The organism is Streptococcus equinus, assembly GCF_900104225.1.
GTDB classification, from domain to species: domain Bacteria; phylum Bacillota; class Bacilli; order Lactobacillales; family Streptococcaceae; genus Streptococcus; species Streptococcus equinus_D.
Genome location: NZ_FNJK01000001.1, coordinates 61299 through 83434 on the forward strand (window position 1 = coordinate 61299; position 22136 = coordinate 83434).

Genomic DNA, 22136 nt, shown 5'->3' on the forward strand with positions numbered 1-22136 from the left:
AATCAAGGCATGATGAAAAGAGGATGAAATATTTTTAGTTCACCCTCTTTTTATATTTTTTAGAAAAATTAAGTAGATTTCATAGATATTTCATGACTTTAAGCGTATTGGAATAGCAATTCTGAATACTTTGTAGTAAAATTTAATGTGGAAATATTTTTAGGGAGATTGCTTAGTATGGATTTTGAAGAAAAAACGCTCAAGCGAACAGAGATTTTTGATGGGCATGTTATTAAAGTTGTTGTCGATGATGTTGAATTGCCAAATAATCTTGGACAAGCGAAACGTGAATTGATTTTTCACCGTGGAGCGGTAGCTGTTTTAGCTATAACTGATGACAATAAAATTATTTTGGTTAAACAATATCGTAAGGCGATTGAAAAAGTTTCTTATGAAATCCCTGCAGGTAAGCTCGAAATTGGCGAAAATGGCTCTGAAGAAGATGCCGCTGCGCGTGAATTAGAAGAGGAAACAGGATATTCTGGCGATTTAAAACAAATTCATGAGTTTTACACAGCCATTGGTTTTTGCAATGAAAAAATTAAGCTTTATCAAGCGACTCATTTGCAAAAAGTACCAAATCCACGACCACAAGATGATGATGAAGTTTTAGAGATTCTTGAATTAAGCTACCAAGAATGTATGGATTTGGTCAAATCTGGAGCAATCGAAGATGCTAAAACAATCATAGCCCTTCAATATTATGCTCTGCATTTTGGAGGATAAAAAATGGGTAGACCACTTTTAACAGACGAGATTATCGAACGTGCTAACCGTGGTGAAATCTTTTATGATGACAATTACTTAGAAGATGATGAAGAAACAAAGGTTATCCGAACTGACCGTTATGATACCTTGAGTACCTATGAATCTTATGATTATGATAATCGTGAAGAATCAGAGGGTGTATTGGACAGATGGAGAGACCGCAAAAAAGACGATCAGCATGTTTATAAAAGTCGTCGCATTGAAAATGCGAAACGCAGCAAATTTCAGCGAAAGTTAAATTTAATCATGTTTGTAGTGATTCTTTTGTTGATTGCCCTCTTTTTCGCAGTATTTAATCTATAATAACTAGAAGGAGAAGCAGGAGCGGTAGCAAATATTGCTCCTGTATTATTGAGATGAAAATTGGAATTATTGCAGCAATGGAACAGGAACTGAAACTTCTTGTTGAAAATCTAGATAACAAAGCTGAACATGATGTTTTAGGAAATACTTACTACGAAGGTGACCTAGGAAATCATCAAGTTGTTCTTGTTCAATCAGGTATTGGTAAAGTCATGTCAGCAATGTCAGTTGCTATTCTTGCAGATCACTTTGGAGTTGATGCTGTCATTAATACAGGATCAGCTGGTGCAGTAGCACATGAGTTGAATATTGGCGATGTGGTAGTTGCAGACAAATTGGTTTACCATGATGTTGATGTAACAGCTTTTGGTTATGATTATGGTCAAATGGCAGGTCAACCACTTTATTTTGAATCAGATAAAAGATTTGTTGAGACTTTTGAACAAGTATTAAACGAAGCAAATGTTGCTAGTAAAATCGGTTTGATTGCTACTGGTGATTCATTTATTGCTGGTCAAGATAAAATCGATGCGATTAAAGCAGCTTTCCCAGAAGTTCAAGCTGTTGAAATGGAAGGTGCTGCTATTGCACAAGCAGCTCATAATTTGCACAAACCATTTATCGTTGTGCGTGCGATGTCAGATACAGCTGCACATGATGCCAACATTACTTTTGATGAATTCATCTTAGAGGCTGGTAAAAAATCAGCTAAGATTTTGATGGCATTTCTTGAAAAATTAGCTTAATAAAAAATCCTGAGATAATATTGTCTCAGGATTTTTATGTGATTCAATCAACTTTTTCAACGTAGATTTGTTCAGCAATTCTTTCTGGAATCACAATTTCTTGTGAGCGGTAAGTTAGTGTATGGGTTTTAGCAAAATCATCAATTTTAACTAGTTCTACCACGTCATTAATAGTCAACTGATGTTCTTCAAGATAATTGAGCAAACGAGCTTCATCATGTGTTCGACAGATTTGATATTTTCCTAATTCTTCGACTTGGCTAAGTGCTTGATTGTGAATTTCAATTAGCAAGTTACCTTTTTTGGGAATTGTACTCCCATGAGGACAAAAATCAGGGTAGTTAAGTTTTTCTTCCAAGCGGTCAATAAAGAGTGTTGAAACAGTGTGTTCAAGCACCTCAGCTTCTTGGTGAACTTCGTCTGGGTTGTAGTGAAGATGGTTAGTTAAGAAGACTTCAATCAGGCGATGTTTACGATAAAGCTGTGATACTAATAACAAGCCTTTTCGAGTCAGGTAATAGCCGGCTTCTTTGTCTTTGACAATAAGGCCTTCAGCAATCAATTTTTTAACCATTTCAGTAACAGCTGGTGCAGATACTTGCATTAGGGCAGCAATTCGTTTGTTGCTTATCTTGGTTTGGGTTTCTCCCAATTCGTGGATACATTTTAGATAATCTTCTTTATTTGGTGTCATATTATCTCGCTTTCTGTCCTTCTATTATAGCAAAAATCCTTTAACCGTGAGGTGGAAAGCTTGTTATCATAGGATTATTTTTGAAAAAAACAAGCAAAAAATCAAGGCAGGAAATCCTAGCTTGATTTTTAAGGGAATTATTTAAAGTTGTAATCTTTAACAATGTCAATAGTTTTAATAGTGATATCACTAGTTGGTTTATCATTGCTATCGGTGTCAGCTTTAGAAATCTTATCAACAACATCCATGCCATCAATGACTTGACCAAAGACAGTATAATTGCCATCTAGACTTGGATTACCGCCTTTAGTGTAGGTATCGATAATGGCTTTTGGATAGTTATCATTTGAGAGCTGATTTGATTGGTCTGCTGGATTTTGGTTGATGAAGAATTGACTACCATTTGTATCAGCGCCAGCATTTGCCATAGCAAGAGCTCCGCGAATATTGTAAAGATAAGGTGTGATTTCATTAGCAAAACCATTTCCAGAATCAATCTTTTTATCTTTACCTTTCCAGATTGATTCGCCGCCTGTTCCATTTCCTTTAGGATCACCAGATTGAATCATGAAATCTGAGATAACACGGTGAAACAAAAGTCCGTCATAATAGCCTTTTTTGGCATGAGTTAAGAAATTTTCAACAGCAAGTGGCGCATATTTTGGAAAGAACTTGATAGTGATGTCACCTTCAGAAGTGTGCATGATGACTTCAGCTTCATTTTGAGCAACTTCTGTTGATAATTGTGGGAAAGCAGTCTTGTCAGCAGTTAAAGCTTCTTTTACTTCTTTTTGATAGGCTTCTGATGATGCTGCACTGGCACTAGCTTGTGCAGCGGAAGAACTAGCGGCTGTTTTTGCCTCGACATATTCATCACCTCGAATGGTACGGGTCATGCTTTCACAACCAGATAAACTTGCTAGACAGAGTATTGTTAAACCAAGTGACCAAATTTTTTTCATGATGACTCCTTTGAAATTTAAAAGCGACTATAATTAATTAGGGAAAAAATAGCAATATTGAAACGCTTTCGGATGAGTTACTTCATTTTATCATAAATCTAAGCGAATAACCCAAAAACTTAAAAAATGATATAATATGTGTATGGCAAAATCAAAAAGTAGAAGAAAAGGTCGTAAAACACGGCGACCGACAAAAGCAGAAATAAAAAGACAGAAGGCACTGGAACGTTTTATTTTAGCAATTGTTATTGCGGTTATTTTTTTCTTTGCGATTGTTCGTTTGGGGATTTTTGGAATAACTGTTTATAACATTGTGAGATTTGCAGTAGGTAGTTTGGCCTATGTGTTAATGTTTGCAGTCCTCATATATTTTCTCGGATTTAAATGGTTCCATAAGCAAACTGGACTTATTGGCGGATTTGTAGTAACCATGATTGGTCTCTTACTAGAATGGCACGCTTATCTTTTCTCATTAGCTAAGTTCCATGATAAGGAGATTTTCTCGACAACAGCTGGTTTGATTTACAATGATTTGATTAGATTCAAAGTCACAACCTTTGTAGGTGGGGGAATGCTTGGAGCAGTTCTTTACAAACCGGTAGCTTTTCTTTTCTCAAATGTTGGAACTTTTTTGATTGGTGGACTTTTCATTATTCTTGGCCTCTTTTTAATGAGCCCATGGGAAGTCTATGATTTGGTTGATTTCTTTAAGGAAAAATCACAAGAATGGGCTGCTAAAAATGAGATTAGAAAACAAAAACGTTTTGTTAAACGCGAGGAAAAACGCGCACTAGCAGAACAAAAACGTCAAGAAAAAGCTCAAAAAGAGGAAGAAGAGCGTTTGGCTCAACTAACTGTTGATGAAGAAACAGGTGAAATTCTGGATAGTCCAGATGACAATGAAGCTTCCTTGTTTGAAAACATTCCGGCAGAAGAAGCTAATGTTGAACCAGAGATTTTGGCTTATGACCATTCGTTAGATGGCTTAGAAGAGCCTCCAATGGAAGAAAATATGGTATCAGAGCAAAAACAAGTCGAACAAGCTATGCTTGATGAAGAAGATGATGGTGAACCGTTAGAAGTTGATTTTACAGCTAAGGCAAACCTTCTTTACAAGCTTCCAACGATTGATTTGTTCGCTCCAGACAAACCTAAAAATCAATCTAAGGAGAAAAATCTGGTTCGCAGAAATATCAAAGTTTTGGAGGATACCTTCAATAGCTTTGGGATTGATGTTAAGGTTGAACGCGCTGAAATCGGACCATCTGTCACAAAATACGAAGTCAAACCAGCCGTAGGGGTGCGTGTTAACCGTATTTCAAACTTGGCCGATGATTTGGCGCTAGCTTTGGCAGCAAAGGATGTCCGTATTGAAGCTCCAATTCCGGGTAAATCTTTGGTTGGTATTGAAGTGCCAAACTCAGAGATTGCAACGGTGACTTTCCGTGAACTCTGGGAACAAGCCAATACAGATCCTAACAAATTGCTAGAAGTACCTCTTGGTAAAGCTGTCAACGGAACAGCTCGTACCTTTGACCTTGCTCGTATGCCTCACTTGCTCGTTGCAGGTTCTACTGGTTCAGGTAAATCTGTTGCGGTCAATGGTATCATTGCAAGTATCTTGATGAAAGCTCGCCCAGATCAGGTTAAATTCATGATGATTGATCCTAAGATGGTTGAGTTATCAGTTTATAATGACATTCCTCACCTTTTGATCCCAGTGGTAACCAATCCACGTAAGGCAGCAAGAGCTCTTCAAAAAGTGGTTGATGAGATGGAAAATCGTTATGAACTCTTTAGCCATTTTGGTGTGCGAAACATTGCTGGTTATAATGCTAAGGTAGAAGAATTTAATGCCAAATCAGACCAAAAACAAATTCCGCTTCCATTAATTGTCGTTATCGTTGACGAGTTGGCTGACTTGATGATGGTTGCTAGCAAAGAAGTTGAAGATGCCATTATTCGATTGGGACAAAAAGCGCGTGCGGCTGGGATTCATATGATTCTTGCTACACAACGTCCATCTGTTGATGTCATCAGTGGCTTGATTAAAGCAAACGTCCCATCACGTGTTGCCTTTGCGGTCTCATCAGGAACTGATAGTCGTACGATTTTGGATGAAAATGGAGCTGAAAAACTTCTCGGACGAGGAGATATGCTCTTTAAACCAATCGACGAAAATCACCCAGTTCGCTTGCAAGGTTCTTTCATTTCAGATGATGATGTTGAACGCATTGTTGGTTTCATTAAGAATCAAGCTGATGCGGATTATGATGACAGTTTTGACCCTGGTGATGTTTCTGAGTCAGATTTGAAATCTGGTGGCGGCGGTGGTTCTCAAGAAGGTGACCCACTCTTTGAAGATGCTAAAGCATTAGTACTTGAAACACAAAAAGCTAGTGCTTCAATGTTGCAACGTCGCTTATCTGTTGGTTTCAACCGTGCGACTCGTTTGATGGATGAACTTGAAGCAGCAGGAGTCATCGGACCAGCTGAAGGAACAAAACCACGTAAAGTCTTAATGACAAATCCAAATCCAGAAGCATAATAAAAAAACGTTAGCCGAAAGGTTAACGTTTTTACTATGCAATCGTGAAAATTAAAACTAAAACAATAATATAAAAGATGAATGTCAAAATGAAACCAGAACGCCAGAAGAATTTACCAAATCGACGGTAAGAAAAAGAATGATTCCGTTTCAAAAAGACAAAAGTTATCGCTAACGATAGCAAGCACAAGCAGATTATGTAGTAGAAGAAAACACTACTATCTAAAAATTTATTAACAACTAAGGCAATCTCAAAAGCAAAGAGTGGAAAGGCCAAATCTGTAAACAGAATGCCAAAACGTTTTAAATTGAAAAAATTAACTAAAATATATGCGAAAATCGGTGTTAAAAAGATAAACGAAAAGGAAAATAATTTGTACATCATCATGTCTTATATTTTATACTGAAACTTTGAAGAAGTAAATAATAAGAAGGCTTTTCTTGAAAAATACTTAGACTGAAGAAAAAGTCTTTTTTGATACTTTTCTTAGGTGGTGCCGTCGGCAGCGACTTCCTGCGGAATTCTATGCCTAAGTTTTGAGCCTAAGGTCTCAAAACTCCCGGGTGGCTGATATGATTAGGTTTCAGCCACTTTCACCACGGCGAAAAGTATCGCTTTCTTGCTCGCTTTGCTCGCAAATGAATCCTAAAATTGAAGTACTGAAATGAGGAATTAGAATTCATTTTAGGTTAAAAGTAGGTTTGTCTTCAATCTGATGCTTTTCTTGAAAAATACAGAGATAACTTAGTTAATCAAAAATGGAAGTGCTTCATTTCTTAAAGAAAGAAAAAAGTGGTTAAATCAATTTTTTTAACAAATTATTGATGCAAATTCCTTGCTTTTTCACAAAATTAATGTATAATGTTAAGGTATGCTATTGAGCATATCTGTGGGAGGTAAAAATCTTAATTACCGCCAAAACCACAACAGGAGGATTTTATAAATGGCTAAAAAAGTCGAAAAAGTTGTTAAACTTCAAATTCCTGCTGGTAAAGCTACACCAGCTCCACCGGTTGGACCAGCTCTTGGTCAAGCAGGTATCAACATCATGGGATTCACTAAAGAATTTAACGCTCGTACAGCTGACCAAGCTGGTATGATCATCCCAGTTGTTATCTCAGTATATGAAGATAAATCATTTGATTTCGTAACTAAAACACCACCAGCTTCAGTTCTTTTGAAAAAAGCTGCAGGTGTTGAAAAAGGTTCAGGAACACCTAACACAACTAAAGTTGCAACAGTTACTCGTGCACAAGTACAAGAAATTGCTGAAACTAAAATGCCAGACTTAAACGCTGCAAATGTTGAATCTGCAATGCGTATGATTGAAGGTACTGCTCGTTCTATGGGATTCACTGTTGTTGACTAATCAATAGCAACCCAATTAGTGGATTAATTGAGGTAAACACACTGTACCGTTGAGATTAATTCACGCTAGACCCGCAAGACTTCATCGTAATTTGATGAGTGACGTGGGAGATTTTAAATCAAATCGATATGACCACATTACAAGGAGAATTTTAAATGGCTAAAAAAAGCAAACAAATGCGTGCTGCACTTGAAAAAATCGACAGCACTAAAGCTTACAGCGTAGAAGAAGCTGTAGCTCTTGCAAAAGAAACTAACTTCGCAAAATTTGATGCATCTGTAGAAGTTGCATACAAACTTAACATTGACGTTCGTAAAGCAGACCAACAAATCCGTGGTGCAATGGTATTGCCAAACGGTACTGGTAAAACACAACGTGTTCTTGTTTTTGCACGTGGTGCTAAAGCTGAAGAAGCTAAAGCTGCTGGTGCAGACTTCGTTGGTGAAGACGATCTTGTTGCTAAAATCAACGACGGTTGGCTTGACTTTGACGTAGTTATCGCTACACCAGACATGATGGCTATCGTTGGACGTCTTGGACGTGTCCTTGGACCTCGTAACCTTATGCCAAACCCTAAAACTGGTACAGTAACTATGGACGTTGCTAAAGCAGTTGAAGAATCTAAGGGTGGTAAAATCACTTACCGTGCTGATAAAGCAGGTAACGTACAAGCTATCATCGGTAAAGTATCATTTGACGCAGACAAATTGGTTGAAAACTTCAAAGCTATCCACGAAGTTATGGTTAAATCAAAACCAGCTACTGCTAAAGGTACTTACATGACTAACTTGTCAATCACTACTACACAAGGTGTAGGTATCAAAGTAGATCCAAGTTCATTCTAATTGATACATTGAAAAATCCGTTTCAAAGAAACGGATTTTTTTATGGGCTGTGTGATCTATTTCAAAAATTAAAAAAGGGAAAAAATTTATCTGTTTACAATCGTGATTTGCTTGTTTGTAATCTTTCAAAATTCAACGAATTTCGCTAGGTAAAATAGGCAATTTATGTTAAAATAATAAAGATAAAAGAAGGAGTAACTTGAAGTGGAACCTAAGTATAAACGTATTTTAATTAAATTATCTGGTGAAGCGTTAGCTGGTGAAAAAGGCGTGGGAATCGACCTTACAACTGTTAAAACTATCGCAAAAGAAATTGCTGAAGTACATCAATCAGGCGTGCAAATTGCTTTGGTTATCGGTGGAGGAAACCTCTGGCGTGGAGAACCAGCTGCTGCAGCTGGTATGGATCGTGTTCAAGCAGACTACACTGGTATGCTTGGAACAGTAATGAACGCTCTTGTAATGGCTGATAGCCTTCAACAAAATGGTGTTGATACACGTGTTCAAACATCTATTCCAATGCAAAACGTTGCTGAACCTTATATTCGTGGTCGCGCACTTCGTCACCTTGAAAAAGGTCGCATTGTTATCTTTGGTGCAGGTATTGGTTCACCATACTTCTCAACTGATACAACAGCTGCTTTGCGTGCTGCTGAAATCGATGCCGAAGCTATCTTGATGGCTAAAAATGGCGTTGACGGTGTTTATAATGCCGATCCTAAGAAAGATGCTAACGCTGTTAAATTTGATGAATTGACTCACGGTGAAGTAATTAAACGTGGTCTTAAAATCATGGACGCAACTGCATCTACTCTTTCAATGGACAACGATATTGACTTGGTTGTCTTTAACATGAATGAAGCTGGTAATATTAAACGTGTTGTCTTTGGTGAAGCTATTGGTACAACTGTTTCAAATAAAGCTGAACACCACGATAACTAAGTTATCAGCTCTGCTATTTCCCAAAAACTAAGAAATGAGGACTTATAATACTTATGGCTAATGCTATTATCGAAAAAGCTAAAGAACGCTTTGAACAATCACACAGCTCATTAGCACGTGAATTTGCTTCAATTCGTGCTGGTCGTGCCAATGCATCACTTTTGGATCGTATCCAAGTTGAATACTATGGAGCAATGACACCACTTAACCAATTGGCTTCTATCACAGTTCCAGAAGCTCGTGTTCTTTTGATTTCACCATTTGATAAATCATCATTGAAAGATATCGAACATGCTATCAACGCTTCAGACCTTGGTATCAACCCAGCTAACGATGGTTCAGTAATTCGCTTGGTTATTCCTGCTCTTACTGAAGAAACTCGTAAAGACCTTGCTAAAGAAGTTAAAAAAGTTGGTGAAAATGCTAAAGTTGCTATCCGTAACATCCGTCGTGATGCTATGGACGAAGCTAAAAAACAAGAAAAAGCAAAAGAAATCACTGAAGACGAATTGAAAGTTCTTGAAAAAGATATTCAAAAAGCAACTGACGAAGCTGTTAAACACATTGATGCTATGACAGCAAACAAAGAAAAAGAATTGCTTGAAGTCTAATCAAAAAAGAAGGTAAGGGGGAGTGAGACAGAAATCAGTTGTTTCGTAGAAACTTGATTTCGACGTCTCACCCCCTTTTGTAAAGGAAAGAATACATGAATAATTTACTTGCCACTGTTATCACAGGTCTTGTGATTGATGAAAATGCAAAGGCCTATTTTGTGCAAAAAGATGGCGTTACATTTATGTTGGACAAAGCTGAGGGTGAGCATAAAATTGGTGATATGGTAAAAGGTTTTGCCTACACTGATATGCACCAGAAAGCACGTTTAACTACAACTGAAGTTGCAACGACACGTACTAGTTATGGTTGGGGTGTTGTCACTGAAGTACGTCGTGATTTAGGGGTCTTTTTAGACACAGGTCTTGCGGATAAACAGTTTGTTGTATCTCTTGATGTGTTACCTGATATGAAAGAATTGTGGCCTAAAAAAGGCGACAAACTTTATGTCCATCTTGATGTCGATAAAAAAGATCGTATTTGGGCAATCCCAGCACAACCTGAGATTTTCCAAAAAATGGCTGGCCCAGCATACAATAACATGCAAAATGAAAAATTACGTGCAATCGTATATCGTTTGAAATTATCTGGAACGTTTGTTTATTTGCCAGATAATAACATGCTTGGTTTTATTCACCCTAGTGAACGTTATGCAGAACCTCGTCTTGGTGAAGAGGTGACAGCACGTGTTATTGGCTTCCGTGAGGTTGACCGTACGCTTAATTTGTCATTAAAACCACGTTCATTTGAAATGCTTGAAAATGATTCACAAATGATTTTGACTTATTTGCAATCAAATGGTGGCTTTATGACACTAAACGATAAATCATCTCCAGCAGATATCAAAGCAACATTTGGTATTTCTAAAGGGCAATTTAAAAAAGCTCTTGGTGGTTTAATGAAAGCTCGCAAAGTGAAACAAGACCAATTCGGTACAGAATTAATCGAAAACGAGGATTAAATATAAAAAGATTACAGTGATGCCTTAAGCAAAGCTGTGGTCTTTTTTTAAGTTAAAATTGAAGTTTTTTTGATTTCCAGTCACGTGAAAAAAGTATTCACTGGATATAACTCGCTTTTTAGTTTTTGGGCTCGTGAAAAAAATATCCACTGGATATTTTTTTTGATATAATAGACTCACTATATTTTGGAGGTCATAGAATGGAACGTGCGATTTTTGCAGGTGGTTGTTTCTGGTGCATGGTGCAACCATTTGAAGAACAAGATGGTATTTTATCAGTCCGTTCTGGTTATACTGGAGGACATGTCGAAAATCCTACTTATGAGCAGGTTAAGGCACATGAAACGGGTCATACAGAAGCTGTTGAAATTATTTTTGATGAAAATAAAATCTCTTACGCTGATTTGGTTGAGATTTATTGGGCACAGACTGATCCAACAGATGCTTTTGGTCAATTTGAGGATCGTGGAGATAACTACCGTCCGGTTATTTTCTATAGTAACGAGTCTCAAAAAGAAATTGCTGAAGCATCTAAAGCTGCTTTGCAGGCTTCTGGACGTTTCAAAGAACCAATTGTAACAGCTATTGAACCAGTACAACCATTTTATTTGGCAGAAGATTATCACCAAGGATTCTACAAGAAAAATCCTGAACACTATGCCCAAAGCAGTGCTATCAGACATGCATTTTTAGAGGAGAATTGGCAATGAGAAAGTCATTTTACACTTGGTTAATGACACAGCGTAATCCCAAAAGTCATGAACCGGTCGCTATTTTAGCTGATCTTGTTTTTGAAGATACTACTTTTCCAAAGCACACAGATGATTTTGAAACGATTAGTCGTTATCTTGAAGATGAGGCTGTTTTTGCTTTCAACCTGAGTGAATTCGATAAGATTTGGGAAGATTACCTAGCGCATTAAGTTAGTTTTAAATAAAATGAAATCACGGTAAGCCGTGATTTTTTGTTTTAAATAAGCTATAATAGGCTTATCAAACACAAAAGAAAGAGGGACTCTATTTGCAAGAGCATTCTGTTGAAATTACTTTAAATCATCCTGATGATGTGCTAGCGCTGTTTGGTTCAAATGAGCGCCATTTGAAATTGATTGAAGACAATCTTGGGGTTATTATTCATGCCCGCACAGAGCGTGTGCAGATTTTAGGAGATGATAAAGAAAGTGTCGAGTTAGCACGTGTGACCATCCAAGCTTTATTAGTATTGGTTTCTCGTGGAATGTTAGTGAATACTTCTGATGTGGTAACGGCTCTTTCTATGGCACAAAATGGCTCTATTGACAAATTTGTTGCCCTTTATGAAGAAGAAATTATCAAGGATAATTCTGGAAAACCTATTCGTGTTAAAACACTTGGACAAAAGGTTTATGCTGAGAGTGTTAAGTCTCATGACGTTGTCTTTGGGATTGGTCCTGCAGGTACAGGGAAAACTTTCTTAGCAGTTACGCTAGCCGTGACCGCTTTAAAACGCGGTCAGGTCAAACGTATCATTTTAACACGTCCAGCGGTTGAAGCTGGTGAAAGTCTTGGATTTTTACCAGGTGATTTAAAAGAAAAAGTTGATCCATACCTTCGTCCAGTTTATGATGCCCTTTATCAAATTTTAGGAAAAGAGCAAACCACACGATTAATGGAGCGTGATATTATCGAAATTGCACCGTTGGCTTATATGCGTGGTCGAACATTGGATGATGCCTTTGTGATTCTTGATGAAGCACAGAATACAACGATTATGCAGATGAAGATGTTTTTGACTCGTCTTGGCTTTAACTCAAAAATGATTATCAATGGTGACACAAGTCAGATTGATTTGCCTAAGAAGGTTAAATCAGGTCTCATTGATGCGACTGAAAAATTAAAACACATTAAGCAAATTGATTTTGTGCATTTTTCAGCTAGCGATGTGGTTCGACACCCTGTGGTTGCTGAAATTATCAATGCCTATGAGAAAGATGCAGAGAGAAAACAAGTTCATCAAGTTAATGAAAAAATCGCTGAACCAGCTACAGAATCAGGCTTTGCTAGCTATGAGACAATTGGTCAACCAGCTAGCGATAAAAGCGAGAAATAATTGCTTGTAAGTCACACTTTGGGTGTGACTTTTTTTGTTATAGACGAATAAAACTTATTTATTTTTTTATAATAACCTTTTCATTGCTAAAAGCACTAGAAAATTTTTAGATTTAGGGTAAAATAGATATGATAGAGTATAGTTAGAAGTTTCAAAGTATTTTTCAGAAAATGTAAATTTTGTTTGAAATAGTTAATAGGAGGAGATTTATGTGTGATCGTGATTCGCTAAAAAAATTGACTGAAATGAGTAACATGTTGACTAGTCAAGCTGAAAGACTTGAAGGAGAATTAAAAGCGTTAGACTCAGATATTGAATCTGATGTTTTAAAAAATCTTGGAAATCAAGCTCGACATTTAGCGAGTGATTTTCATGACTTGATTATTCATATCGATGAAGAAATGGTTGAATCAGAAGATAAGCAAGAAAAATAAGCCGACCTTTTAAGGTCGCTTTTTTATAGGGAGTCAGGTGAAAAAGTGTTAGAAGAACGATTAAGAGCACATAATAGACTTGAAACAGAGCGTTTGTTACTGCGTCCAGTCACAATGGCTGATGCTAAAGCAATGTTTGATTATACGTCTGATGAAGAAAATACAAAATGGGATTTTCCTGCTAACCAGACTATTGAAGAAACTCAAAAAGTGATTAAGGAGGTTTATCTAAAAACCCCCTTGGGGCGTTATGGAATTGAGTTAAAGGAAACTTCTGAGTTTATTGGCACAATTGATCTTATGAATTGGTCAGATGGAAAACAAGCAGAAATTGGCTACATTATTAATAAAAAGTTTTGGGGACGTGGCTTTGCAACTGAAGCGAGTGCTGAGATTTTAAAACTTTGTTTTGATATTTTAGGTTTTGAAGAAATTCATGCTTTTTGTGCTGTCCAAAATCCTGCTTCAGCACGCGTGTTGGAAAAAATTGGAATGACAGAAGTGGAACGGATTCCTAATGATAAACAATTTAATGGTCAATGGGTAAGTAGTCAGCATTTTAAAATGACAAAGGTAAACTATTTAAAATAAAAGGTTTCATAGCATTTTTGTCATTTTTTGATTAAATTGTCAAAAATTTGCCATTTTTTGGTTGCGCTTCCAAAAAAATATGATATAATATAGACAAATATGCAACCGATTGCAATAAAGTAATTAGGAGGACTAGGCTTATAAGGTTATAGCATTAATTATGGGTTAACTTCCACAATAACAGATTAATATGTGATTAATAGGGACAGGTTTAATTAGATTAATCTGCTTAATTTTTTGTTTATTTTTGAAAGCGGTTGCGTATTTTAACTTATCTTTATAGGAGATTATTTATGTCACTTCGTAATAAAGTAAATATGAAAAAGAAAATGAAAAAAGGTTTAGGCTCTTTATTGGTTTTGACAGCAGTCAGTGCAGGTGTATTTGCACAAGCTAATTCTGTTAAGGCTGATGATCAAGTCTCAATGAAAGATGGTACAGTACTTCACGCATGGTGCTGGTCTTTCAATACTATTAAAGATAATATGCAAGCTATTAAGGATGCTGGATACACTAGTGTTCAAACCTCACCAATTAACCAAGTTGTCGTTGGAGATGGTGGTAATAAGAGCTTGAAAAATTGGTACTACCAATACCAACCAACCTTACATACTATTGGTAACTACCAATTAGGTACTGAAGAAGAATTTAAAGAAATGAATCGTGTGGCTGATCAATGTGGTATTAAAATCATTGTTGATGCTGTCCTTAATCACACAACATCTGATTACAATCAAATCAGCCCAGAAATCAAAAAAATTCCAAATTGGACACATGGTAACAAAGAAATTAAAAACTGGAATGACCGTTATGATGTGACACAAAATGCTCTTCTAGGTTTGTATGATTTGAATACTCAAAATCCACAAATTCAACAATATCTTTTGAATTTCTTGAAAACAGCAGTTGCTGACGGTGCTGATGGTTTCCGTTATGATACTGCTAAACATATTGAGTTACCAGGCGAATATGGTAGTAACTTCTGGAATGTTATCTTGAATAATGGATCTGAATTCCAATATGGTGAAGTTCTTCAAGATAGCATTTCTCACGAAGCAGATTACTCTAAATTGATGAGTGTTACAGCTTCTAATTACGGTAATCAAATCCGTAATGACTTGAAAGATAAACGTGCTGCTGCTGGTAACTTGATGAATTATCAAGCGCAAGGTGTTGATCCATCTAACCTTGTCACTTGGGTTGAATCCCATGATACTTATGCTAATGATGATCAAGTGTCAACTTGGATGAGCGATGATGACATTCGTCTTGGTTGGTCAATGATTACTGCACGTGCTAAAGGAACTCCATTGTTCTTCTCACGTCCAGTAGGTGGTGGTAATGGTACACGCTTCCCAGGTCAATCACAAATTGGTGATGCTGGTAGTGATCTTTACAAAGACCCAACCGTTAAAGCTGTTAACAAATTCCACAACGCTATGGTTGGCGAATCAGAATACATTCGCAACCCTAATGGCGATGAACAAGTGGCTATGATTGAACGTGGTAATAAAGGTGCTGTTATTGTTAACCTTGGTAATGGCGACAAACAATTGAATTCAGATACAAAATTGGCAGATGGTACTTATACAGACCAAGTTTCTGGACGTCAATTTAACGTTTCAAATGGTCATATCACTGGTAATGTGTCATCTCGCTCATCAGTTGTTTTGTATGATGCTAAACCTGATGGTACTGCACAAGTTTCAATCGATGGTTACAAAGAGGGTGATAACAGTATTTCTGCTGCAACAGAAGTAACGTTGAAAGCTAAAAATGCTGAGTCTGCTACTTACAAACTTGACAATGGTCAAGAAGTAGCTTTCCAAGATGGTGATAAAATCACTGTTGGTGAAGGGCTTGAAGCAGGACAATCAACAAGTGTTACATTGACTGCAACAGGTGCTGATGGTCAAGCAACAACTAAAACGTATACTTTCACAATGAAAGATCCTAGCGCTGAAACAAATATTTACTTCCAAAATCCAGATAACTGGTCAGAAGTATATGCTTACATGTATTCAGCAAAAGATACTAAACTTCTTGGCGCATGGCCTGGAACTAAAATGACTAAAGATTCATCAGGTCGTTATACAATTTCTGTTCCAGCATCTTATGCTGAAGAAGGCGTTAAAGTGATCTTTACAAATAATCAAGGATCACAATTCCCTCAAAAAGAAGGATTTGACTTTAAAGCTGAAGGTGTCTACTCTAAATCAGGTTTAGTTGCTGATGTCCCTGCAGGTAAAACACGCGTAACCTTTGACAACCCTGGTGGTTGGGATAATGCCAATGTTTACCTTTACTATGGTAATCCAGTACAAACACCTCTTGGTGCATGGCCTGGAACACAAATGACAAAAGATGATGCTGGTAACTTCTACCTTGATCTCCCAGAAGAATATGCTGATGCAAACGCCAAAATCATCTTCAACCAACCAGGTACAAGCAACCAATTCCCTTACAGCGTTGGATTTGACCTAGTGAAATCTGGTAACTACAATAAAGATGGATTAAAATAGTCATTTATTAACTAACTTTTTACACATTCTGACTCCTTTTCCCAGAAAGAAGTAGCTGTCCCTGGCTACTTCTTTTTTACTTCAAAACGGATTGACCAGAAACTTTCTTAGTGCCTAAAATGGCGCTGTTATCGTTAATATGGTATAATGTCAATGGTATAATTAGAGTTGAAAGAAGATTAATATGTACGTTGAAATGATAGATGAAACTGGTCAAGTTTCAGAAGAAATTAAAAATCAGACTTTGGATTTGTTGCAATTTGCAGCTGAAAAGACTGGCAAAGAAAATAAAGAAATGGCTGTAACTTTTGTGACAAACGAACGTAGTCATGAATTGAATTTAGAATATCGTGATACTGACCGTCCAACAGATGTTATCAGTTTGGAGTATAAACCTGAATCAGATTTGACATTCTCAGAAGAAGATTTAGCTGAAAATCCAGAACTTGCAGAAATGTTAGATGAATTTGATGCCTACATTGGTGAGCTCTTTATTTCTGTTGATAAAGCGCGTGAACAAGCCGAAGAATATGGTCATTCTTTTGAACGCGAAATGGGATTTTTAGCAGTACACGGATTCCTCCACATTAATGGTTATGACCATTATACCCCTGAAGAAGAAAAAGAAATGTTTACTCTACAAGAAGAGATTTTGACTGCCTATGGACTTAAGAGACAATAATTCACCTAAAAAGTGGAAAAATCGCACCTTGGTTTCTAGCATGGAATTTGCCATTACTGGAATTATTACAGCATTCAAGGAAGAAAGAAATATGCGTAAGCACATGGTTTCAGCTATTTTAGCAACTGCAGCAGGTGCTGTCTTTCGTATATCAGCGATGGAATGGCTATTCTTATTTTTAGCCATCTTTTTGGTCATTACTTTGGAAATGATTAATTCAGCTATTGAAAATGTAGTTGACCTTGCTAGTGATTATCACTTTTCAATGCTAGCTAAGAATGCTAAAGATATGGCAGCAGGTGCCGTTTTGGTCGTTTCTGCCTATGCCATTGTGACAGGATTAATTATTTTTGTACCTAAGATTATTGCTATGATTTTAGGAAGTCGATAACACTATATTTACAGAGAAATTGAAAGGAGTAGGGACGTTTAACGTCCTTTATATCTTATGTTTAAATCAGGTTTTGTAGCGATTTTAGGTCGCCCAAACGTTGGAAAATCAACATTCTTGAACCACGTGATGGGGCAAAAAATTGCTATCATGAGCGACAAAGCTCAAACAACTCGTAACAAAATCATGGGTATCTATACAACAGATACCGAACAAATCGTCTTTATCGACACACCAGGAATTCACAAACCAAAAACAGCACTTGGTGATTTCATGGTTGAGTCAGCATACAGCACACTTCGTGAAGTTGAGACAGTTCTTTTTATGGTCCCAGCTGACGAAAAACGTGGTAAAGGTGATGACATGATCATCGAACGTTTGAAAGCTGCTAAAATTCCAGTTATTTTGGTTATCAATAAAATTGATAAAGTTCATCCAGACCAACTTTTGGAACAAATTGATGATTTCCGTAGCCAAATGGATTTCAAAGAAATTGTACCAATTTCAGCTCTTCAAGGAAATAACGTTGAAACCTTGCTTAATATCTTAAAAGATAACCTGGAAGAAGGTTTCCAATATTTCCCAGAAGATCAAATTACTGACCACCCAGAACGTTTCTTGGTGTCAGAAATGATTCGCGAAAAAATCCTAAAATTAACTGAACAAGAAGTGCCTCACTCTGTTGCAGTTATAGTTGATTCAATGAAACGTGACCCAGAAACAGATAAAGTTCACATTCGTGCCACAATCATGGTTGAGCGTGATAGTCAAAAAGGAATTATCATTGGTAAAAAAGGTGCTATGCTTAAGAAAATTGGTAAAATGGCACGCCGTGATATTGAAATCATGCTTGGTGATAAAGTTTATCTTGAAACATGGGTTAAAGTTAAGAAAAACTGGCGTGATAAAAAACTTGATCTCGCTGACTTTGGTTACAACGAGAAAGAGTATTAGTATTTTGAAATGATTAAAAGGAGATGGCTAGATGCCTTCTCCTATTTTTTAAAAAGGAAAAGCTGTTGGTGGTTGAACTGAGCCTGCCAACGACTAAAAAAGAAAGGAGAGGGACTAGTTCGTGTTACTTTGAACACGGACGAAAGGCTGTGTAATAGATAGTTCATTTCAGAAATCAGGATTTCTGATGACCTTCTAATTTTACTTTGCCTTTTAACGTCCTTTGTATCAGAAAGATGCCGGAATTGCCTGAGGTTGAGACTGTTAGACGTGGTCTTGAAAAATTAATTGTTGGTCGGAAAATTGTTTCAGTTGACGTTCGTGTGCCTAAGATGATTAAAACGGATTTGTCTGCATTTGAGATAGAAATTTTGGGTCAGACTTTTCAGTCTATCGGAAGACGTGGAAAATATCTGTTGCTGAATTTAGATGAGCAGGTGATTATTTCTCATTTGAGAATGGAAGGAAAGTATTTGCTTTTTAAGGATGAGGTACCTGAAAATAAACACTTCCATACATTTTTTGAACTTGATGATGGTTCGACCTTAGTTTATCAAGATGTTCGCAAATTTGGAACAATGGAATTGATGGGTAAGAGTCAAGTCGATGATTATTTTCGTCAGAGAAAGTTAGGACCTGAACCGACAGAAGAGGATTTTGATTTAATAGCATTTGCTAAGAAATTATCAACTTCTAAAAAGTTGATAAAAGCTTACCTTTTGGATCAGACTTTGGTTGCTGGATTGGGAAATATTTACGTGGATGAGGTTCTTTGGGCAGCAAAGGTTCATCCAGAACGTCAGGCTAATAGACTTCGAGAAGATGAAGTAAAAAGACTACATGATGAAACCATTCGAATCTTACAACTCGGAATTGAAAAGGGTGGCTCAACGATTCGAACTTACCAAAATGCGTTAGGTGAAAATGGAAGCATGCAAGAGTATTTGCAAGTGTATGGAAAAACTGGGGAACCTTGCCCACGTTGTGCTACACCTATTGAAAAAATTAAAGTAGGAGGTCGCGGGACACATCTATGTCCTGCTTGTCAAAAACGATGACGAAAATTATTGGAATAACAGGGGGCATTGCTTCTGGGAAGTCTACCGTTGTTGCTGAAGTTAGAAAACATGGTTATCAGGTCATTGATGCCGATCAAGTGGTTCATGAACTTCAGGCTAAGGGAGGAAAACTCTATCAAGCACTCTGTGACTGGCTTGGTAGTGACATTTTACAGGAAAATGGTGAACTCGATCGAAATAAATTAGGGCAGTTGATTTTTTCGAGTCAGGAGATGTTAACCAAATCTGCTAAGCTTCAAAATGGTATTATCCGAGATGAGCTGGCTCATCGTCGAGATGAGTTGGCTAAGACACAGGATGTTTTTTTCATGGATATTCCACTTCTCATTGAGCATGATTATATGGATTGGTTTGATGATATTTGGCTTGTTCATTTGGATGAACAAACGCAATTAGAACGTTTGGTGATGCGAAATCATTTTTCAAGAGAAGAGGCTCAAAAACGAATTGCTAGTCAAATGTCAACAGAAGCCAAAAAGCCTTATGCTGACAAATTGCTTGATAATAGCGGAGATATTGATTCCTTGAAAGACCAAATCGATGCTTTTTTAGCAGAATTATAATCTTATTTTTAGGATAAAATTTCTGAATAAAATGATTGTTTAATAAGAAAACGTTTTGCGAATCAGGATTCTCGCAATTGAATTAGAATGTGTTATAATAGCAATTGACGTTTTTTTGAAAAGAAGGTGAACAATCATAGGTTACGAAGTTAATTGGAAACAAAATTTACGAATAGCTTGGCTTGGTAACTTTTTTACTGGGGCAAGCTTTTCGCTTGTCATGCCATTTATGGCTTTATATGTGGAAGAACTTGGCGCTCCTAAAAACAAAGTTGAGTGGTATGCAGGTTTAGCAGTATCCTTATCTGCACTCGCTTCTGCTTTGATTGCCCCAGTTTGGGGGCGTTTAGCAGACCGCTATGGACGAAAACCGATGATGGTAAGGGCTAGTCTAGTAATGACCTTCACCATGGGTGGTCTGGCTTTTGTTCCAAATGTTTTTTGGTTATTGGCGTTGAGACTTTTAAATGGTCTTTTTTCAGGTTATATTCCTAATTCGACAGCTTTGATTGCTAGTCAGGCTCCTAAAAATCGTTCTGGTTATGCGCTTGGAACCTTAGCGACTGGTATGATTGGTGGTAGTTTGATTGGACCATTGTTAGGTGGTATGCTTGCAGAACTTTTAGGAATTCGACAAGTTTTTCTTTTAGTCGGGTTCATTCTGCTGATTTGTAATTTACTAACAGTCTTCTTTATTAAAGAAGATTTTAAACCTGTAACCAAATCAAATGCTATGTCAACCCGTGAAGTCTTTTCTTCAATTAAGGACAAACAAATTCTTATTGGCCTTTTTGTGACAAGTATGATTATCCAAATCTCTGCACAATCAATTTCCCCAATCCTGACGTTGTATATTCGTAATCTCGGACAAACTGAGAATTTGATGTTTGTGTCAGGTTTGATTGTGTCTGCTCTTGGATTTTCGAGCATGTTATCGAGCTCGACTCTTGGTAAAATTGGTGATAAAATAGGTAATCATAGACTACTTTTGATAGCTCTATTTTATAGCTTCTGTATGTATGTTTTATGTGCCTTGTCTCAAAATTCACTTGAATTAGGAATTGTTCGTTTCTTGTACGGTTTTGGTACAGGTGCCTTGATGCCAAGTGTTAATTCGCTGTTGACTAAAATCACACCAAGAGAAGGTATTTCACGTATTTTCAGCTATAATCAAATGTTTATGAATATTGGACAAGTCTTGGGGCCGTTTGTCGGTTCAGCAGTAGCAACAGGAATGGGATACCGTTCGGTCTTCTACGTGACAAGTCTTATTGTCTTTGTAAACTTCGCATGGAGCTTTATCAATTTTAGAAAATATTTGAAAGTTAAGGAAATCGTGTGAGAGTAAAGATTAATTTAAAATGCAGTAGTTGCGGCAGTAAAAACTATTTGACAAGCAAAAATAAAGCAACTCACCCCGATAAAATTCAGGTTTTGAAATATTGTCCTAAAGAGCGAAAAGTAACCTTACATGTTGAATCTTAAGGATAATTATGATAGAATAATCAAGACCATAGTGTAGGAAAGGAATAGAACCCAGAAGGTTAGTATAGCGGAAAATTTCCCGATTTTAAGCCCTTCTGACGCGTTCTTAGTGAAACATATGTACAATGTACTACTGACAATTTTGCTGGTATTATCTGTTATTATCGTGATTGCCATCTTTTTGCAACCACAGAAAAATCCAAGTAGCAACGTATTTGATAACAGCGGTTCAGAAGCTTTATTTGAACGTACTAAAGCGCGTGGCTTCGAAGCGTTTATGCAACGTTTTACAGCAGTTCTAGTATTCTTTTGGCTAGCAATTGCTTTAGCGCTAGCAATCTTATCAAGTAAATAGATAGCAACTGACGATAAAGCTGCTTAATAGCTTACGTTGGCTGCGCATCTTGAATTTTGTACGAAAATTCATGGGCTGGTCATTCAGCTCATTTTTTATTATTAAGTAGTGAGGAGTCTGTCCAATAGCCGATTGGAATTTGAGATTCAGTGACTTTTCACAACTTCCATCAAGCTAGAAAACGAGAGGATAGAAGATAGCAGGGCTTTTTTTGCGAATCGGTCTTGCTAATAATCACAAT

The 22136-nt window shown here is 37.0% G+C and carries 26 protein-coding genes; 23 read left to right on the top strand and 3 right to left on the bottom strand.

Annotation, left to right across the window (positions count from 1 at the left end):
- Positions 1 to 177 precede the first annotated feature (177 nt).
- The 3 genes from BLP98_RS00315 to BLP98_RS00325 are packed head-to-tail and all read left to right on the top strand — an operon-like array spanning position 178 to position 1817.
- On the top strand, positions 178 to 726 hold the full coding sequence (locus BLP98_RS00315) for an NUDIX hydrolase (RefSeq protein WP_074481376.1): 549 nt from the start codon (positions 178 to 180) through the stop codon (positions 724 to 726).
- A 3-nt stretch (positions 727 to 729) separates the two neighbouring features.
- Positions 730 to 1071 (top strand): cell wall synthase accessory phosphoprotein MacP, encoded by a 342-nt coding sequence (gene macP, locus BLP98_RS00320; RefSeq protein WP_074481377.1) that lies wholly within the window; start codon positions 730 to 732, stop codon positions 1069 to 1071.
- Between the two features lie 53 nt (positions 1072 to 1124).
- Positions 1125 to 1817 (top strand): 5'-methylthioadenosine/adenosylhomocysteine nucleosidase, encoded by a 693-nt coding sequence (locus BLP98_RS00325; protein WP_074481378.1) that lies wholly within the window; start codon positions 1125 to 1127, stop codon positions 1815 to 1817.
- 43 nt (positions 1818 to 1860) lie between these two features.
- On the opposite strand, the gene BLP98_RS00330 is transcribed toward BLP98_RS00325, so the two are convergent.
- Positions 1861 to 2511: a metal-dependent transcriptional regulator gene (locus BLP98_RS00330; protein ID WP_074481379.1), complete on the bottom strand. Its 651-nt coding sequence runs from the start codon at positions 2509 to 2511 to the stop codon at positions 1861 to 1863.
- 137 nt (positions 2512 to 2648) lie between these two features.
- Positions 2649 to 3473, bottom strand: a complete 825-nt coding sequence (locus BLP98_RS00335; RefSeq protein WP_074481380.1) for a peptidylprolyl isomerase — start codon at positions 3471 to 3473, stop codon at positions 2649 to 2651.
- A 142-nt stretch (positions 3474 to 3615) separates the two neighbouring features.
- On the opposite strand from BLP98_RS00335, the gene BLP98_RS00340 reads away from it, so the two are divergent.
- Entirely contained in the window at positions 3616 to 6021 is a 2406-nt protein-coding gene (locus tag BLP98_RS00340; protein WP_081341146.1) for a DNA translocase FtsK, read from the top strand.
- 34 nt (positions 6022 to 6055) lie between these two features.
- On the opposite strand, the gene BLP98_RS00345 is transcribed toward BLP98_RS00340, so the two are convergent.
- Positions 6056 to 6409: a DUF3397 domain-containing protein gene (locus BLP98_RS00345; RefSeq protein ID WP_074481382.1), complete on the bottom strand. Its 354-nt coding sequence runs from the start codon at positions 6407 to 6409 to the stop codon at positions 6056 to 6058.
- 556 nt (positions 6410 to 6965) lie between these two features.
- Here BLP98_RS00345 and rplK point away from each other — a divergent pair.
- The 19 genes from rplK to secG all read left to right on the top strand — a co-directional run bounded on the left by rplK (position 6966) and on the right by secG (position 21895).
- Positions 6966 to 7391 (top strand): 50S ribosomal protein L11, encoded by a 426-nt coding sequence (rplK, locus tag BLP98_RS00350; protein ID WP_020917264.1) that lies wholly within the window; start codon positions 6966 to 6968, stop codon positions 7389 to 7391.
- Positions 7392 to 7546: 155 nt separating this feature from the next.
- Complete coding sequence (rplA, locus tag BLP98_RS00355; RefSeq protein ID WP_004232886.1) at positions 7547 to 8236, top strand: 50S ribosomal protein L1; 690 nt, start codon at positions 7547 to 7549, stop codon at positions 8234 to 8236.
- A 204-nt stretch (positions 8237 to 8440) separates the two neighbouring features.
- On the top strand, positions 8441 to 9178 hold the full coding sequence (gene pyrH / locus BLP98_RS00360) for a UMP kinase (RefSeq protein WP_074481383.1): 738 nt from the start codon (positions 8441 to 8443) through the stop codon (positions 9176 to 9178).
- Between the two features lie 53 nt (positions 9179 to 9231).
- Positions 9232 to 9789, top strand: coding sequence for a ribosome recycling factor (gene frr / locus BLP98_RS00365; protein WP_074481384.1), 558 nt, complete (start codon positions 9232 to 9234; stop codon positions 9787 to 9789).
- A 95-nt stretch (positions 9790 to 9884) separates the two neighbouring features.
- Complete coding sequence (locus tag BLP98_RS00370) at positions 9885 to 10751, top strand: CvfB family protein (RefSeq protein WP_074481385.1); 867 nt, start codon at positions 9885 to 9887, stop codon at positions 10749 to 10751.
- 200 nt (positions 10752 to 10951) lie between these two features.
- Entirely contained in the window at positions 10952 to 11461 is a 510-nt protein-coding gene (gene msrA / locus BLP98_RS00375) for a peptide-methionine (S)-S-oxide reductase MsrA (protein ID WP_074481386.1), read from the top strand.
- A complete protein-coding gene (locus BLP98_RS00380) occupies positions 11458 to 11673 on the top strand; it encodes a YozE family protein (protein WP_074481387.1) in 216 nt (71 codons plus the stop codon). The genes msrA and BLP98_RS00380 overlap by 4 nt, the downstream gene beginning before the upstream one ends.
- Before the next feature lie 98 nt (positions 11674 to 11771).
- Positions 11772 to 12839 carry a PhoH family protein gene (locus tag BLP98_RS00385; protein ID WP_074481388.1) on the top strand — a complete coding sequence of 356 codons (1068 nt, stop codon included), beginning with the start codon at positions 11772 to 11774 and terminating at the stop codon, positions 12837 to 12839.
- 209 nt (positions 12840 to 13048) lie between these two features.
- Positions 13049 to 13273 carry a hypothetical protein gene (locus BLP98_RS00390; protein ID WP_074481389.1) on the top strand — a complete coding sequence of 75 codons (225 nt, stop codon included), beginning with the start codon at positions 13049 to 13051 and terminating at the stop codon, positions 13271 to 13273.
- A gap of 45 nt (positions 13274 to 13318) precedes the next feature.
- The gene (locus BLP98_RS00395; RefSeq protein ID WP_074481390.1) at positions 13319 to 13864 is read left to right on the top strand and encodes a GNAT family N-acetyltransferase; all 546 of its coding nucleotides are present in this window, start codon (positions 13319 to 13321) and stop codon (positions 13862 to 13864) included.
- Between the two features lie 293 nt (positions 13865 to 14157).
- On the top strand, positions 14158 to 16386 hold the full coding sequence (locus BLP98_RS00400; RefSeq protein ID WP_074481391.1) for a starch-binding protein: 2229 nt from the start codon (positions 14158 to 14160) through the stop codon (positions 16384 to 16386).
- A gap of 184 nt (positions 16387 to 16570) precedes the next feature.
- Positions 16571 to 17068, top strand: a complete 498-nt coding sequence (gene ybeY, locus BLP98_RS00405; protein ID WP_039696488.1) for an rRNA maturation RNase YbeY — start codon at positions 16571 to 16573, stop codon at positions 17066 to 17068.
- Positions 17049 to 17459, top strand: coding sequence for a diacylglycerol kinase family protein (locus BLP98_RS00410; RefSeq protein ID WP_074481392.1), 411 nt, complete (start codon positions 17049 to 17051; stop codon positions 17457 to 17459). Before ybeY ends, BLP98_RS00410 begins: the two co-directional genes overlap by 20 nt.
- Positions 17460 to 17516: 57 nt before the next feature.
- Positions 17517 to 18413, top strand: coding sequence for a GTPase Era (era, locus tag BLP98_RS00415; protein WP_024343708.1), 897 nt, complete (start codon positions 17517 to 17519; stop codon positions 18411 to 18413).
- A gap of 236 nt (positions 18414 to 18649) precedes the next feature.
- Positions 18650 to 19471: a DNA-formamidopyrimidine glycosylase gene (mutM, locus tag BLP98_RS00420; RefSeq protein ID WP_074481393.1), complete on the top strand. Its 822-nt coding sequence runs from the start codon at positions 18650 to 18652 to the stop codon at positions 19469 to 19471.
- Positions 19468 to 20055 carry a dephospho-CoA kinase gene (coaE, locus tag BLP98_RS00425; RefSeq protein ID WP_074481796.1) on the top strand — a complete coding sequence of 196 codons (588 nt, stop codon included), beginning with the start codon at positions 19468 to 19470 and terminating at the stop codon, positions 20053 to 20055. Before mutM ends, coaE begins: the two co-directional genes overlap by 4 nt.
- A gap of 172 nt (positions 20056 to 20227) precedes the next feature.
- Positions 20228 to 21397, top strand: a complete 1170-nt coding sequence (locus BLP98_RS00430) for a multidrug efflux MFS transporter (protein WP_074481394.1) — start codon at positions 20228 to 20230, stop codon at positions 21395 to 21397.
- Positions 21394 to 21540: a 50S ribosomal protein L33 gene (gene rpmG / locus BLP98_RS00435; protein WP_074450694.1), complete on the top strand. Its 147-nt coding sequence runs from the start codon at positions 21394 to 21396 to the stop codon at positions 21538 to 21540. The genes BLP98_RS00430 and rpmG overlap by 4 nt, the downstream gene beginning before the upstream one ends.
- 118 nt (positions 21541 to 21658) lie before the next feature.
- The gene (secG, locus tag BLP98_RS00440; protein ID WP_004232859.1) at positions 21659 to 21895 is read left to right on the top strand and encodes a preprotein translocase subunit SecG; all 237 of its coding nucleotides are present in this window, start codon (positions 21659 to 21661) and stop codon (positions 21893 to 21895) included.
- Positions 21896 to 22136: the final 241 nt, after the last annotated feature.